Annotated in this window: 13 protein-coding genes; 7 read left to right on the top strand and 6 right to left on the bottom strand. The window is 66.9% G+C overall.

The window, feature by feature from the left end:
* The 6 genes from ABD747_RS16230 to ABD747_RS16255 all read right to left on the bottom strand — a co-directional run bounded on the left by ABD747_RS16230 (position 1) and on the right by ABD747_RS16255 (position 8,861).
* Entirely contained in the window at positions 1-2,013 is a 2,013-nt protein-coding gene (locus ABD747_RS16230; RefSeq protein ID WP_344806394.1) for a hydroxysqualene dehydroxylase, read from the bottom strand.
* Between the two features lie 15 nt (positions 2,014-2,028).
* Positions 2,029-2,904 (bottom strand): DUF3237 family protein, encoded by an 876-nt coding sequence (locus tag ABD747_RS16235; RefSeq protein ID WP_344806396.1) that lies wholly within the window; start codon positions 2,902-2,904, stop codon positions 2,029-2,031.
* Positions 2,905-2,924: 20 nt separating this feature from the next.
* Complete coding sequence (locus ABD747_RS16240; RefSeq protein ID WP_344806398.1) at positions 2,925-3,914, bottom strand: hypothetical protein; 990 nt, start codon at positions 3,912-3,914, stop codon at positions 2,925-2,927.
* 89 nt (positions 3,915-4,003) lie between these two features.
* Positions 4,004-7,330, bottom strand: a complete 3,327-nt coding sequence (locus ABD747_RS16245; RefSeq protein WP_344806400.1) for an AAA family ATPase — start codon at positions 7,328-7,330, stop codon at positions 4,004-4,006.
* A 43-nt stretch (positions 7,331-7,373) separates the two neighbouring features.
* Positions 7,374-8,099: a hypothetical protein gene (locus tag ABD747_RS16250; RefSeq protein WP_344806402.1), complete on the bottom strand. Its 726-nt coding sequence runs from the start codon at positions 8,097-8,099 to the stop codon at positions 7,374-7,376.
* Between the two features lie 78 nt (positions 8,100-8,177).
* Positions 8,178-8,861 (bottom strand): Crp/Fnr family transcriptional regulator, encoded by a 684-nt coding sequence (locus tag ABD747_RS16255; RefSeq protein ID WP_344806404.1) that lies wholly within the window; start codon positions 8,859-8,861, stop codon positions 8,178-8,180.
* A 43-nt stretch (positions 8,862-8,904) separates the two neighbouring features.
* Between ABD747_RS16255 and deoC the strand changes: the two genes are divergently transcribed.
* From deoC to ABD747_RS16290, 7 genes are all read left to right on the top strand, one after another.
* The gene (deoC, locus tag ABD747_RS16260; RefSeq protein WP_344806406.1) at positions 8,905-9,867 is read left to right on the top strand and encodes a deoxyribose-phosphate aldolase; all 963 of its coding nucleotides are present in this window, start codon (positions 8,905-8,907) and stop codon (positions 9,865-9,867) included.
* Between the two features lie 13 nt (positions 9,868-9,880).
* Positions 9,881-11,359, top strand: coding sequence for an aldehyde dehydrogenase family protein (locus ABD747_RS16265; protein ID WP_344806408.1), 1,479 nt, complete (start codon positions 9,881-9,883; stop codon positions 11,357-11,359).
* Positions 11,356-12,249, top strand: a complete 894-nt coding sequence (locus ABD747_RS16270) for an aldehyde dehydrogenase family protein (protein ID WP_344806410.1) — start codon at positions 11,356-11,358, stop codon at positions 12,247-12,249. The genes ABD747_RS16265 and ABD747_RS16270 overlap by 4 nt, the downstream gene beginning before the upstream one ends.
* 20 nt (positions 12,250-12,269) lie before the next feature.
* Entirely contained in the window at positions 12,270-12,860 is a 591-nt protein-coding gene (locus tag ABD747_RS16275) for an ATP-binding protein (protein WP_344806412.1), read from the top strand.
* A complete protein-coding gene (locus ABD747_RS16280) occupies positions 12,857-13,717 on the top strand; it encodes a prephenate dehydratase (protein ID WP_344806414.1) in 861 nt (286 codons plus the stop codon). Before ABD747_RS16275 ends, ABD747_RS16280 begins: the two co-directional genes overlap by 4 nt.
* Before the next feature lie 77 nt (positions 13,718-13,794).
* Entirely contained in the window at positions 13,795-14,163 is a 369-nt protein-coding gene (locus tag ABD747_RS16285) for an ArsR/SmtB family transcription factor (RefSeq protein ID WP_344806416.1), read from the top strand.
* Between the two features lie 108 nt (positions 14,164-14,271).
* A complete protein-coding gene (locus ABD747_RS16290; protein WP_344806418.1) occupies positions 14,272-15,291 on the top strand; it encodes a cation diffusion facilitator family transporter in 1,020 nt (339 codons plus the stop codon).
* Positions 15,292-15,302 lie beyond the last annotated feature (11 nt).

Consider the following 15,302-nt stretch of genomic DNA (forward strand, 5'->3'; position numbering starts at 1 on the left):
TCAGGGCTCGACGAATCGCACGCTGCCCGGCGCGATGCGTGACACTTGCGGCTTCGGCAGGTCCCGGCCCGTTGACGAGAGTGCTTCGAGGGTGGACGTCGCAAGCGACGACACCGGGCTGCCGGTTGCACGAGTTAACGCGGCGAACGCTCGAAGCAGATCGAACGACGGCGCTCCCGGTTCGGACGTCAATCGTTGCAGCAGGTCGGACCGGCTCTCACCCGTTCTGAGATAGGTCAGCAGATCCTCCACGTGGGTAGCGGAACTGACTGCGTTGACGATCGAATCCTCGAGCGCCCTCGATCCCGAATAGAGGGCAGCAAGGGCAGATAGGCCGAGTCGGACCCCGGTGTCGTCCCACGGTAGACCCCGCAGGTAACGCGCTCGATCGTTGGCGCGCCAGGGCTCCAGCAGTTCCGGCTCGTGAAGGTTCCAGAGCCGGCACGGCGACGCGTCCGACCCGGAGTGCTCGAGAATGCCGTTGACCGCGCGTCGGGCCGCCTCGTTCGCAGCCTCCATCGTGGCGAGATCAGTGACTGTCTGCACATAGTCGGCGGCCAGAAACAAATTGGGGATCGCCGTCACTGGTTGTGGCCGGAGCCGCCACGTATCGACCAGGTTGACGAACATCGGCTCGGCATTGCTCTTGAGCAGTGGATCGACGTCGAGATCCAAATACCAATGAACCAGGTCTTGGTAGTCGAGAACCCTCGCACCCTGCACGTTCAGACTACGCGCTAGTTGGTCCCAGACCTCGTCCCGGATCTCGGCTCGGGTGCACTCCCGGGCCGGCTTCCCGTTCAAGCCGGGCGCATCCCAGTCAGAGATGACAACCGAGATCACACCACGGATGTTTCCGTCGCCGAACCGGCTGAGGTCCACATCGGACCAGAACTGTGCCTGCGAAACTGATGTCAGGGCCCACGGTGAGTCGACGTAGAGCTGGTGCCCGCGGCCGATCGGGACATCGACATCAAGGTAGAACTGGATGCCGTTCATCCAGGCCGTGTTCTTGCTGAGCTGGAAGATGTCGGCCAGCCGCGGATCGGCGCGCACCACCTGGTCGGTGACGATCGTCGCCATGACATCAATCGGCAGCGCCGACACGTAGTAGTCGGCATGAAGCTCGGTGATCACGCCATCGTGCTCGACGGTCACGCCGCCGACGACGCCACCGTCCATCTCGATCGAGTGCACACGGGTGTTGAGCTGGTAATCCACGCCTCGCTCGCGGAGATATGCAAGCCAGGGGTCGATCCACACATCGTTGGTCGGGCCGTTCAGCACGCGGTCGGTGCTGATGGCGGGCTCCGACAGGTTGAACAGGAGCTGGACACCCAGGTCACCGATGGTCTTGGTGCTCGCGACCCTCGCCTGGGCTGCAACGAGCGAGCGGGTGGGTCCGATACCGAAGAACTTCTGATACGCCTCGGATCGATCCGCTGCACCGATGAAGTCCCACCAGCCGATCTTCTCGTACTCATCGAGACGGCGTTCGGAGCAACTGGTGAGGATCTGCCAAATGCGTTCGCCGAAGAAGGCAAAGTCCTCGGGCGAGATCCCGAGCTCGGTACCGTACAAAGACTCGAGATCGGTGACCAGGGTGAACAGTTCGGGCACGGTCGACGGCGTCGTCGTCGGCAGTTTCAGTGCGCGCCGCCCGAACCGCGCGAAGATGGTTCCGGTGGTGTCCACCAGGTTCTCTGCGACGGAGCGCGAGCCTCGATACGGCGTCCGCGCCATCGTGTCGATGATGTGCTTGTAGAAGCGCGGAAAGAAGCGGAAGCCGTGCTCACCGGGCAGATCTCGTCGCGTCGGCGCGGTGAGCCTGCCGAGATAAACCGCGCCGACGTTCTGTACGGGAACGGTGCTCGGGACGACCACGCTGCGCGCCTTGCCACCCGGCACGTCCCGCCGCTCCAGGACGCGAACCGAAAACCCGCGCTCGACCAACTCGTGCGCGGCACTCATACCACCGATCCCGCCGCCGAGCACGATCACCGTCTTAGGCACCGCGAACTCCCGCGCTCAATGGACTGCGTACAGATCGTAGGCGTAGAGGTACTCGTACAGTCGTGCCTCGCCGATACCAAGGCACTGCAGACGGTTGAGCCAGCCATACCTCGGCTCGGAACTCACCATCCTGATCGCGGACCGCACCGGCAGCGTCGGACGCCATTTCCTGACCGGAAGCCACGACCGCCAGTCTTCTCCGAAGTCGACCGTCGCAGAGGCGTGCTCCGCGATCAAGATTCGATCATGCGTCTCGATCGTCACGGTGACGGTCAGGATGCCGATACCATCCGGACGGACAGCGGTCTGATGCACCCCTCCTGGAACGACGCTGGCATGGAGCGCGGGTCCATCCACGGTCCCGCTCACCGGGGGCCAGTTGATGATGAAACCGGCCGGTGTCTCGCCGAAGAGCTCCGGTTCTCTCGCGAGCTCAACCCTCACGTGTGCCAGATGCTCCAGCCTGGCCGCGAACTCGGGCCGCCGTTCGGCTGTGCGCTCGGCCGGTCGGCTCGCAGGTACTGCCGCGCTCTCTTGGCTGAGGCGAAACCTAGTGGGAAATGCGCTGGCGGTTTCCGGATCCGGGGCACGGCGGCCATTGCACGACACGATCGGCATATACTCCACAGAATCCCCCGACCAGAATGTCGGAAACGTGGCGCGGAAGTATTGTGTCTGCTGCTGGAAGTCGTTGGCGACCAAAAGTGCGGAGATCGACTGGCCGACCTGCCCATCGACGCGGTAGCGCACGCTCACCGCATTGGACGGATTGGCGGGACGGACGCCCACCGTCACCGAAACACCCTGGCGTTGCTCCAGTGTCCCATCCGGTGCCGGCGCGTCCGGCGTCGCGTACCAAATCTTCAGCCCGTTGTGGGTAAGTCGGACCATGCCAACAATCCTCGTCGACGTCAGTTCCTGAACGCCATCGTCACGATGGCGGCTCGGTCCTTGATGCGGAGAGCGAAACGTTCTACGACGGCGAAGATGTAGTGCCCTCTCGCATCCACCTGCCTGAATTCGGGCGTGGCTTCAACTACCATAGCAATGTCTATGGGGCCGCCTGCCAGTGACAACAGAAGCCCCCGCAAGGGCCATTGCTGCGCCGTCTCGGGCCCCACCCCGACAGGAGCTATGTCGATGGCGCTGGAGTGAAGTATCTCGCGTCCGATCAGCGGCTCGATCCGGTCACGTGGAAACGCCCCGCTATTGAGTGGCGTATTGACGGCCACGAACGGCCCGCGCCCGAAGATACAGACATGTGGCGCGACGTATCCGTTTCGGTCGAGGGTCGCGATCGCATTGACGATCGTCGTCGTCAGCTCTCGGTCCGACATTCCACCCACCGGCCGCGGAGCGAGCGACAGGTTCCCGTCGTAATCAGCCAGATCGTCGGCCGTCACGACTTCAGCGCCCTCAAGCAGCCCTAGTGCGCCCGGATTCCGCGCCAGCAGACTTGCCTTCTGACGTACGGGAACCACACCCGTGGCCGGAGGCTCTACGCCGCTCAACGACAACCATCGCGAATTTGAGTACGCGACATCTGGGCGAAAGGGCATATCTACTGTCCACTCCCTTTCGATCGCACTCTGTTGGGCAAGATAGCGATCCAACCTGGCGCTTGGCGCGGGCTGAGGGCCTCCCCGCGGATACTGCCCATTGAAGATGTACCAATCCTCGAGTTGAGCCACCTGCGTAGCCCTTCGCCGGAATTCCAACAAGGCACTCGACAGATCCTCCTCTATGACCTGCTGGCGGGTGAGATCGACGGTCATCGAAATCTCGAGCACAGACGCGGTCGCTCGATCGTCAAGCGTGCCGCTAGAATCCAATACCTCGCTTGGGACCACCAGGGTGCTCGGTGGAAGCGGCCCGTAGACGGGAAGGAACGAACCGGCCACTCGTGCACTCTGCCAGGCTCGCAGCACTTCTTGGCGGACCCGATTCCACTGCGCCTCGGTCCAGCCGACTTGGGCGTTTCGATCGTCCATCATTCACCTCTGCCGAGAAGAGTCGAGTAGGGCTCGTTGATATTCGAAGAATCAGGCTGAGTCAGCAACTTCTTTGCCTCGATTAGGTCAGGTGCATCGTGTCCCTCGGTAAACCATCCGTAGATGGGAGCCAGCAGTTCACGCGCCTCGCGCTCGCGGCCTTGGGTTAGCCACAGCCGGCATAGGAAGACGGCAGCGCGCAGTTCGAGCGATCGCGCACCCTGGCGGCGCGCAACGTCCAGTGCTCGACGGTAGCTGCCTTCTGCCGAACGGATTCCTTCTGGATTCACTGCTTTCGATGCGGCTAGTAGGCCTTGGCCGCGCAGGCGGTGGATCTCGGCCTCCCAGACGCGTTCGCCGGTGCGGTCGGCGGCCGCTTCGGCGTCGTCGAGGAGCGCCAACGCGTCGCTGACGGCATCCGAATGCAGGCATGCCTCGGCGATCAGGCAGAGCCAGTACGGCCTGACCAGCTCGGCGCCAGTCGCGAGCTGGTCGGCCAGTCCGCGGCGCAACTGTGCTAGCCCCTCGTCGAGCCGCCCCTCTCGGGTGAGCACCCAGCCCTTGAAGATGGCGGCCATCGCGCCGGTGAACGCCAGCCCATGCTGATCGGAGAGGGTGTAGGCCTCGTCGGCCAGCGAGCGAGTCGCCGCCGCGTCACCTCGATACTGGCGCATGAAGGCAGCTACGTCGAGACCGAAGGCGACGCTGTAGGGGTGCTCGACCCGCGTCCGAAGTGTCGCGAGGGTTGCCTGGGTGAGTCGCAGCGACTGGTCGGGGTAGCCGATCATCCATAGCACCTGCGCGAGTGCACCGCTCGCGGAGGTCCCCAAGTTGTCGCCGTAGATAAAGGCGTGGGAGCCATAGCGGTCGTGGTCATAAAGCTCGATGACCCGCTCGAGGTGGATCCGCGCGTGCTCGAACTGGCCCAGAAAGAAGCGCGACCAGCCAGCTTCCATGTTGCCTTGTAGTAGCAGCCAGTCGTCGTTGGCAGTGGCGCCGAGCTGGAGGACCTGTTCGCCCAAGGTGAGGGCGCTCGTGTGCTGGGCACGCACGATGTAGTAGCTCCACAACCCGTGCAGGACGGGCGCCAGCTGCGGCGTATCGCCGAGTTCTCGGCAGAGTTCTCGCGCGCGCTGATAACAGGCCTCGACCTCCGGCGCGGCATATCCCCGGAGTGCCATATAGGCCGGGCCCAGCGCCAGGCGGAACTGCAGCTCCACCCCGGACCGCTGCGGGCCATCCGGTAGCTCGGCGAGCAGGTCGAGGCCGGTCGTCAGGTGCGCGATCGCCTCGACGTAGGCCGATGCACGCGATGCACGTTCGCCGGCGTGCAGCCAGCACGGCACCGACTCGGCAACCATGCCGGCCTGCGTGTAGTGACGGGCCAGCAGCTCGGGCGCGGTGTCGACCGAACCCGGGAACTGTTCGGACAAGGCCTGCGCGATGTGCCGGTGATACTGCCGCCGTGTCGATCGCAGCAGAGAGGTATAGGCCGCATCCTGGATCAGGGCGTGCTTGAAGGTGTAGGTCTCGCCGTGCTGATCGCGGTCGACGAACAGCACCCCGGCGTCGACCAGCCGCGCCAGGTTCTGGCTCAACGCTCCGGAGTCCATACTCACGGTTTCCTCGGAAACCGCGGCAAGCAGTTCGTACGAGAAGTGCCGGCCGATGACCGCCCCCAGCTGCGCGACACCTTTGGCGTCGCCCAGTCGATCGAGTCGTGCCGTCAGCGAGTCGGCCAGCGTTGCCGGGATGGCCAGCTCCGGCAACGGGCGAGCCGAACGGCGTTGTCCGTTCCCACGGATGAGGCCCTGCTCGACCAGCAGCTTGGTCAACTCTTCGAGGTAGAGCGGCACTCCATCAGCCTTGCCCACCAGCTGACCAAGCTGCTCCGCGGGCACCGGCATGCCGGCGACCTCCGTAACGATCCTCGCCGACGCGTCGGTGCCAAGGCGGTTGAGGTTCAACCGCCCGAACCGCGGGTCGGACCAGGGAGGCACAAACTCCGGGCGGAAGCTGAACACCACCAGCTGACGAGTCTGCGGCACGCGTTCGATCAATTGCGTCAGGACATCCATCGACGAGGGATCTGCCCAGTGCAGGTCCTCGACCACCACGAGAACGGGCTGATGTGCGGCGCGGATCAGGATCATCCTGACCAACGCCTCGATCGTCAACTGCCGCTGGCGCTCCGCCGGCGCCTCGGGCTGAACGTATCGAGCCTCGAACGGCACTCCCAACAACGTAGCCAGAATCGGCACCACGCTCGGCGCCTCGAAACCGTACTGGGCCAGCAGGCCGTCGAGCTTGTCGAGACGCTGGTCGACGCTGTCGTCCGGCCCGAACTCCAAGAAGCGCTCCAGGAGCTGGATGATCGGGTAGAACGCCGTGTTCGCAAAGTAGGGCGAGCAGGCCAGGCGGATGAGGTACGCGTCCGGCGACTGCGCCACGTGCTGCTGCAGTGCCCAGATCAGGCGGGACTTCCCGATGCCCGGCTCGCCCGCCACCAGCGCGACGCCGCCACGACCCGCCCGGGCATTCGCCCAACGCTCGGTCAGATCTCCGAGCTCCCCGTCGCGCCCTTGCATCGGGGAAAGTCCGCGCTGCGCAGCCACGTCGAGCCGAGAGCGCGCGCCACTCTCGTGCATCACCTGATAGACGGCCATCGGCTGTGAGAGGCCACGGATGGACCGAAAGCCCAGTTCGCGGCAGTCGAAGTAGCCGGCGATCAGTCCATACGTCGCTGCGCTGATCACGACCGCGTCCGGCGCGGCCAGCCCCTGCAATCGTGCGGCGACACTCGGCGTCACACCGAAAGCCGCCAAGCCCTCCAACCCCTGGTCGGCGCGCACCGCACCGGCGACGACCACGCCAGTATCGATGCCGACCCGGACGTGGAGGGACGGGTCGCGTTCACTCTGAATCTGCCCGTTGAGCCTGCCGATGGCCTCGACGATCCCCAGTCCGCTGCGAACAGCTCGTTGGACGTCATCCTCGTGCGCGGACGGAAATCCGAAATACACCATGATCCCGTCGCCCGGCAGATTCTGGACGTGCCCCTCGAAGCGACGGACAACGGACGTGCAGGCGCGCCGATAAGCCTCCATAGTTTCCTGGAGTTCTTCCGGATCCAGCCGCTCGGCGAGCTCGACAGACTTGACGATGTCGCAGAACAGGCAGGTGATCTGCCGCCTCTCAGCCGCAGCGCGCGACGCGGCAGGCGGGTGCTTCGCCGCCGTCTCCGCCGGCGCGAAGGGAGACCCACATTCGCAGCAATACTTGGCCGCCGCGGGATTCTCGCCGTCACAGCTTGGGCAACGCTTCATTCCCACCTCCCCCCGTTTCGCCGGATTGACCGGTGGTCGTTACTCAAGGTGCACCGACCGGGAACATGAGCAGCGCGCGCAAGCCGAGAGGCTCGGTAGCCTCGAGTAGCGTGCGGTAAAGGCCCGGTTGCGCGTCGCCGGGCACGTCGAGGCCGATCACGAGGTTCAACACGCCACCAGCCGGAACGTGAACTCGTCCGGGGAGGAGCCGCAGGCAGCTTGCCGGAATCACGCCGTCGGGATCGGCGACGAGATCGCTCCACCCGAAACCGATCTGAGCGAGTTCGGGTCCGTCGTTCCGCAGACCAGTGCGAATCTCTGCCGTGCTGCCGGGAGGCACACTGCGTACCGCTCGCAGCACGGGCAACGGTACCGTCTCCGACGGGCTGCGCCCAGCAGCATGGTCCAGCCACGGGCTGTTTCGTGGCGCTGCCGATCCGGCAATCTCTCGAGAGGGCGGTGCGATGAGGTCGAGCACCGCGTTACGCAGCCCGACGAACTCGGACTCCAGTCTGCGGGTCATCTCGGAGGTGGCAACACCCCCACGATGCGCTGACCACCCCTGACTGGCGGCGTTGATATTTGCAAGTGCGCCGTTCGCAATTTCGTCTCGCAAAATAGACGCAGCCCGCTCTGCGAGTGCGCGCCGGCCGCTATCGAGCCCTGCTGCCTGTGATCCGGCGTTCATCTCAGCTCCCGTGAAAGGCAGCAAATTCACTACGAAACTACCGAACCACTCGATTGTGTTCAAGACCAAGAAACGCGTCACGCTGCGTGATCAACATGTGGTTTGTTCTCGACAACTGAAACAGTTTCGCTGGGTAGTTTTTGCGGCGTCGACGAAGGCTCAGGCGCTCGCCCTACGGGCCAGTCCGTCCCGGTCGCGGATCACGATCGCCCGGGCGTCGAGCTGGATCAGGCCCCGGCCCGCGAAGTCCTGCAGCACCCGGTTGACTGCGGCCCGGGAGCCGCCAACCATCTGCGCCAGCTCGGTCTGGGTCAGTCCCAGCTCGACCTCGTGGCGGCCACCGGGCCGCTCCCGGTCGTGCTGCAGCAGCAGCTTCGCCAGCCGGGCGCCGAGATCGAGGTAGACCAGGTCAGTGGCCCGGTCGGTCACCTGACGGACCAGGCGGCCCATCGAGACCAGCAGCGCGTCGAGCAACTCGGGACTGTGCTGCATCAGCTCCAGCAGCTGCGGCCGGCTGACCAGGATGGCCGTCGACGGTGCGAGGGCGACGACCGACGCGGAGCGCGGGCCCTGGTCGATCACGGCGAGCTGCCCGACCTCGGCGTACGGGGTCAGGGTCGCGAGCACCATCTCGTCGCCGCGGACAGTCGTGGCGGTGACCTTCACCTGACCTTCGGCGACGACGGCCAAGTAGTCGCCGGAGTCGCCCTGATACCAGAGGAACTGACCACGACGATAGCTGCGTGATCGGCACGCGGCGCCCAGTTCGGCGAGCTCGCCGGCGCCGAGTCCACCGAAGATCGCCGTCTGTCCCAGTGCGACGGCGATACTGTTCGGGTGCACGGGACGAAGGCTAGTCTCGGGCGGGCGCACTAGGATCACAGGCATGGTCACCGGTGCCGAGTTGAGCTTGCCGACGCATCTGGCCGACGCCACCATTGACGACTCGAGCCTGCGACGGTTCCTGTTCGGACTGCCGGGGGTGGACCCGGTCGGTATCGAGCAGCGGGCGGCGACGCTGGCGACCCGGTCGATCAAGAAGGCGTCCAAGCTGGCGGCAATCGACCTGGCCATCTCGATGGTGGACCTGACCACGCTAGAGGGCGCCGACACCCCGGGCAAGGTCCGCAACCTGTGCCGCAAGGCGCTGCTGCCCGATCCGGACCGCCCCGACACCCCACGAACGGCCGCCGTCTGCGTCTATCCCGACCTGGCCGGAGTGGCGGTGGCCGAGCTGGCGGGGTCCGGGGTGAAGGTCGCCTCGGTCGCCACCGCGTTCCCGTCCGGCCGGGCCAGCCTGGAGGTGAAGCTGGCCGACGTCCGGCTGGCCGTGGATTCCGGAGCCGACGAGGTGGACATGGTGATCGACCGGGGCGCGTTCCTCGCCGGTCGCTACGGTCTCGTCTTCGATCAGATCCAGGCGGTCAAGGCGGCCTGCGGCGACGCGCGGCTGAAGGTGATCTTGGAGACCGGGGAGCTGGCGACCTACGACAACGTGCGGCGGGCGTCCTGGCTGGCCCTGCTGGCCGGTGGCGACTTCATCAAGACCTCCACCGGCAAGGTCTCCCCCGCCGCGACGCTGCCGGTGACCCACGTGATGCTGCAGGCGGTGAAGGATTGGCGGGCGCAGACGGGCCAGCAGCGCGCGGTCAAGCCGGCCGGTGGGATCCGTACGACGAAGGACGCGATCCGATTTCTGGTGGCGGTGCACGAGGTCGCCGGCCCGGAGTGGCTCGACCCGTTCTGGTTCCGCTTCGGCGCGTCGTCGGTGCTGAACGACCTGGTCATGCAGCGCCGGACGCAGACCGACGGGCACTACTCCGGCCCCGACTACGTGACAACGGACTGAAGGGTTGTCGATCATGACGCTGACCACGCCCGATCTCGGCTGGGAGTACGCCCCGGCGCCTGAGTCGCGCGCCATCGCCCGGGTGAAGGATCGCTATCTGCCGTTCGTCGGTGGGGAGTTCGTCGAGGGACGCGGCGGCGATCTGGACAGCGTCGATCCCGGCACCGGCGAGGTGCTGGCGACCGTGTCGACCTCCAGCGCCGCGGACGTGGACGCGGCGATCGACACCGCCCGGACGGCGTACGACAACGTCTGGTCGAAGCTGTCCGGCGCCCAGCGCGGGACGTACCTGTTCCGGATTGCCCGCGGCATCGCCGAACGGTCCCGCGAACTCGCCGTGATCGAAACGCTGGACAACGGCAAGCCGATCAAGGAGACCCGCGACTTCGACGTGCCGACCGCGGCACAGCACTTCTTCTACCACGCCGGCTGGGCCGACAAGCTGCAGCACCTGGGCCTCGGTCCGGAGCCTCGCCCGCTGGGCGTCGCAGGCCAGGTGATCCCCTGGAACTTCCCTTTGCTGATGGCAGCCTGGAAGATCGCGCCGGCGCTCGCCGCCGGCAACACCGTGGTGATCAAGCCGGCCGAGACCACGCCGTTGTCGATCTTGGTGCTGGCCGAGATCATCGCCGACGCCGACCTGCCGCCCGGGGTGGTCAACATCGTCACCGGCGCGGGCGACATCGGATCCCACCTGGTCACCCACCCGGGCGTGGACAAGGTGGCGTTCACCGGCTCCACCGCGGTCGGTCGCCGGATCCAGTCCGAGCTGGCCGGCACCGGCCGAAAGCTCACCCTCGAGCTCGGCGGCAAGGGTGCCAACATCGTCTTCGAGGATGCACCGGTCGACCAGGCGGTCGAGGGGATCGTGAACGGCATCTTCTTCAACCAGGGCCAGGTCTGCTGCGCCGGCTCGCGGCTGATCGTGCAGGAGTCCATCGCGGACGAGTTCGTCGACCGGCTGAAGGACCGGGTGGAGACCCTGCGAGTCGGTGACCCGATGGACAAGAACACCGACGTCGGGGCGATCAACTCCGCCCGTCAGCTGGAGCGGATCAACGCCCTGGTCGAGGCCGGTGTGGAGGAGGGCGCGGAGCCCTGGACCTCGTCCTGCCCGCTGCCGGATCGCGGCTACTTCGTGGCACCGACGATCTTCACCCGGGCGACCCAGTCGATGCGGGTCTCCCGGGAGGAGATCTTCGGCCCGGTGCTGACCTCGATGACGTTCCGGACCCCCGACGAGGCGGTGACCAAGGCCAACAACACGGCGTACGGCCTGTCCGCCGGGGTGTGGACCGAGAAGGGCTCACGGGCCATGGGGATGGCGGCGGCGCTGCGGGCCGGCGTGATCTGGGAGAACACGTTCAACCGGTTCGACCCGACCGCCAGTTTCGGCGGCTACCGGGAGTCCGGCTTCGGCCGGGAGGGCGGGCCGGCCGGGCTGGCGGCCTATCTCGACGCGGACGACGAGCCGACGGCGGGCGACGAATGAGCCCGGCGCGCGCAAGCCGGGTGCCGGTGACCAAGACCTACAAGCTGTACGTCGGCGGCGCATTCCCGCGCTCGGAGTCGGGTCGGACCTATCCGATCCACGGGGCCGATGGCGGCTTCGTGGCCAACGCCGCCCAGGGCTCGCGCAAGGACGCCCGGGACGCCGTGGTCGCCGCCCGGAAGGGCTTCGGCGCCTGGTCGAAGGCGACGCCGTACAACCGCGGTCAGGTGATCTATCGGATCGCAGAGATGCTGGAGGGCCGCCGGGCCGAGTTCGACGATCTGCTGCGGCTCGGCCCGACGCCGGCCCGAGCCGACGAGGTCGATCTGGCCGTCGACCGGCTGGTGCACTATGCCGGTTGGACGGACAAGCTGGCGGCGGTGTTCGGCGGCGCGAACCCGGTGTCGGGGCCGTACTTCTCCTACTCCGCACCGGATCCGACCGGAGTCGTCGCCGCCGTCGCTCCCGCCGGGGCGCCGCTGCTGGGGCTGGTCGGCGTCATCGCGCCGATCATCGCCGGCGGCAACTCGTGCGTGCTGGTCGCAGCCCAGCCGGATGCGTGCGTCGCGATCACGTTCGGTGAGGTGCTGGCCACCTCGGACGTGCCCGCCGGCGTGGTCAACCTGCTGACCGGCAGTGCGGCCGAGATCGCCCCGCACCTGGCCGCCCACGGCGACGTGAACGCGCTGGACCTGACCGGTGCGGAGCCGGAGCTTCGGGCCGATCTCGAGCGCGCGGCCGCCGAGACGGTCAAGCGGGTCTATGCACCGAAGGGCAGCCCCGACTTTGCGGCGACCCCCGGCACGGCCCGGTTGCGCGCGTTCCTGGAGATCAAGACCGTCTGGCACCCCACCGGCGCGCTCTCGCTGGCCGGCGGCTCGGCGTACTGACCGCGCGGGGCGGGCGCTTCGTGGCCCAGGTCGTCCTGCTGGCCGGGCCGTCCGGCAGCGGCAAGTCCCGGGTGGCCCGGCTGTCGGGCTGCCCGCAGCTGGCGCTGGACGACTTCTACTACGACGGCGATCATCCGGGTCTGCCGCACGCTCTCGGCATCGTGGACTGGGACGATCCGGGCAGCTGGGACGCGGACGCGGCGATGGCAGCGATCGTCGCGCTGTGCGAGTCGGGCCGGGCGGAGGTGCCGACGTACGACATCTCGACCAGTCGCCGGACCGGCAGCCGGCGGCTCGAGCTGGACGGCGCGCCTTGCTTCGTGGCCGAAGGGCTGTTCGCGCCGGACGTCGTCGCCCGCTGCCGGGCGGCCGGCGTGCTGGGCGAGGCTCTGTATCTGGACCGGCCGAGGACGCTGACCCTGCTGCTTCGCTTCGTCCGGGACGTCCGCGAACACCGCAAGCCACTCGGCGTCCTGATCCGTCGCGGGCTCGCCCTGTGGCGCGCCGAACCACAGGTCCGGGCCGATGCGCTGGCGGCCGGCTGCCGGCCGGTCAGCCTGCGGGAAGCCCTCCGGATCGTCGCCGCGAGGATGCAAACTAGTTCCTCGTGACGAGCGCACCCCCACACCGCCGGATCGCCTACCAGGGCGAGCCCGGCGCCAACTCCCACATCGTCTGCCGGGAGAACTACCCCTCACTGGAGGCGGTCGCCTGCGCATCGTTCGAGGACGTGTTCGCCGCCGTGGACTCAGGCGACGCCGAGCTGGCCATGATTCCGATCGACAACTCGTTGGCCGGTCGTGTCGCGGACATCCACCACTTCCTGCCGACCTCGAACCTGCACATCATCGCCGAGCACTTCCTGCGGATCCGGTTCCACTTGATGGGCGTGCCCGGAACCACGCTGGAGACGATCAAGACCGTGCACAGTCACGTGCACGCGCTCGGCCAGTGTCGCAAGATCATCTCCCGGCACGGCTGGATCCCGGTGATCGCCGGCGACACCGCCGGCGCGGCCCGGGAGATCTCGGAGTGGAGAGACGTCACCCAGGCGGCCATCGCGCCACCACTGGCCGAGGAGATCTACGGCCTCGAGGTGCTCGCGCGCGACGTCGAGGACGAGGACCACAACACGACCCGCTTCGTGGTGCTGTCACCGGAGCCGATCCAGGCGCCGGCGGGCAACGGGCCGGTGGTGACCAGCTTCGTGTTCAACGTCCGCAACCTGCCGGCTGCGCTCTACAAGGCGCTCGGCGGGTTCGCGACCAACGGCATCAACATGACCAAGCTGGAGTCGTACATGGTGGGTGGTGAATTCACCGCCACCCAATTCCTCGCCGAGGTCGACGGTCATCCAGACGACATCGGGTTGGCCCGCGCACTGGAGGAGCTCGCCTTCTTCACCACCGACGTCAAGATCATGGGCGTCTATCCGGCCGACCCCTTCCGGCAGACCGTCGGTGCGTAGGCCGGTGCCCGACCGTCTCCACGTGGGCCGACCTGCTGGTCCGTGTGTCGCAATGGTCTCTTTCCTATGATGAGCCGGTGACCTTCGACACCCCGATCGGCGAGGCCGTGGTCGACACAGTCGACCCGCAGTTCGTCGAGCTGGCCGTCGAGGTGTTCGCCATGCTCGCCGACCCGACCCGGGTCAAGATCATCCTCGCCCTCGCTGGCGGTGAGCTGTCGGTCAACACCCTGGCCACCGCGGTCGACAAGGCTCCCGCCGCGGTGTCGCAGCACCTCGCCAAACTCCGGATGGCGCGCATCCTGGTGAGCAGGCACGAAGGCACCAAGGTGTTCTACCGGCTGGCCAACGAACACGCCTCCCAGCTCGTCACCGACGCCATCCACCAGGCCGAACACAGCCTCGGCCAGCCCCGCCACCACACGATCGACCACTCCGGCCACTAGTCCGGGGCCGATTCGCCCGTCGAATCCATACCTTGCGGTGGCGGACGCCGACGCTTAATATCTGCGTATAAGCGCAGATAAGCAGGTGGACACCATCGAAGGAATCCGATGATCAGACGCCGGCCCGGCGCCGGCCACCCGGACGACCATGGTCAGCACGCGCACGAGCACAAGCACCCGGCCGGGATCAAGGGCTTCGTCTACGGCCTGTTCGTGCCGCACAGCCACGACGCCGCCGACTCGATCGACGACGCGGTGGAGGCCAGCCGGGACGGCGTACGGGCGCTCAAGATCGGCCTGCTGATCCTGGCCGCGACCGCCGCCCTGCAGATCATGGTCGTGCTGATCTCGGGTTCGGTGGCACTGCTGGCAGACACCATCCACAACTTCTCCGACGCGTTGACCGCCGTGCCGTTGTGGGTGGCGTTCGTTCTCGGCCGGCGGGTCGCGACCCGCCGCTACACCTACGGTTACGGCCGGGTCGAGGACCTGGCGGGTCTGTTCATCGTGGGCATGATCGTCCTCTCCGCGATCCTCGCGGACTACGAGTCGGTGCGCCGGTTCTTCGAGCCACAACCGGTGGAGAACCTGGCGTGGGTGTTCGTTGCCGGATTGATCGGGTTCGCCGGCAACGAGCTGGTCGCGGTCTATCGGATCCGCGTCGGCCGTCGAATCGGTTCCGCCGCCCTCGTCGCCGACGGCGTCCATGCCCGCACCGACGGTTTCACTTCGCTGGCCGTGGTGGTCGGTGTCATCGGTGTCTGGGCCGGGTTCCCGCTCGCCGACCCGTTGGTCGGGCTGCTGATCAGCATCGCGATCGTCGTTCTGTTGGTCGGGACCGCTCGCGACATCGGGCGACGGCTGCTCGACGGTGTCGACCCCGCCCTGGTCGATCGGGCCGAGCAGATCCTGGCGACCGTCCCCGGTGTCGAGCACGTGACCGACACCCGGCTCCGTTGGCTCGGTCACCGGCTCAGTGTCGAAGCCACCCTGACCACGGATCCGGACATGCGGGTCGCCGACTTCCACCAGATCGAACACGCCGCCGCAGAGCAGATCCGGCAATGGATGAGCAGCATCAGCGTCGTCCGGATCGTGCCCGACGTGCACCGATTCACCGTTTCGTGAATACAGCTCCG

The sequence above is a fragment of the Microlunatus ginsengisoli genome (assembly GCF_039537205.1).
Classification (GTDB): domain Bacteria; phylum Actinomycetota; class Actinomycetes; order Propionibacteriales; family Propionibacteriaceae; genus Microlunatus; species Microlunatus ginsengisoli.

Bases quoted from the DNA above. Each gene is read 5' to 3' on its own strand.
- ABD747_RS16235 (WP_344806396.1), bottom strand. From the start codon at position 2,904: ATGGTCCGACTTACCCACAACGGGCTGAAGATTTGGTACGCGACGCCG.
- ABD747_RS16245 (WP_344806400.1), bottom strand. From the start codon at position 7,330: ATGAAGCGTTGCCCAAGCTGTGACGGCGAGAATCCCGCGGCGGCCAAG.
- deoC (WP_344806406.1), top strand. From the start codon at position 8,905: ATGGTCACCGGTGCCGAGTTGAGCTTGCCGACGCATCTGGCCGACGCC.
- ABD747_RS16265 (WP_344806408.1), top strand. From the start codon at position 9,881: ATGACGCTGACCACGCCCGATCTCGGCTGGGAGTACGCCCCGGCGCCT.
- ABD747_RS16270 (WP_344806410.1), top strand. From the start codon at position 11,356: ATGAGCCCGGCGCGCGCAAGCCGGGTGCCGGTGACCAAGACCTACAAG.
- ABD747_RS16290 (WP_344806418.1), top strand. From the start codon at position 14,272: ATGATCAGACGCCGGCCCGGCGCCGGCCACCCGGACGACCATGGTCAG.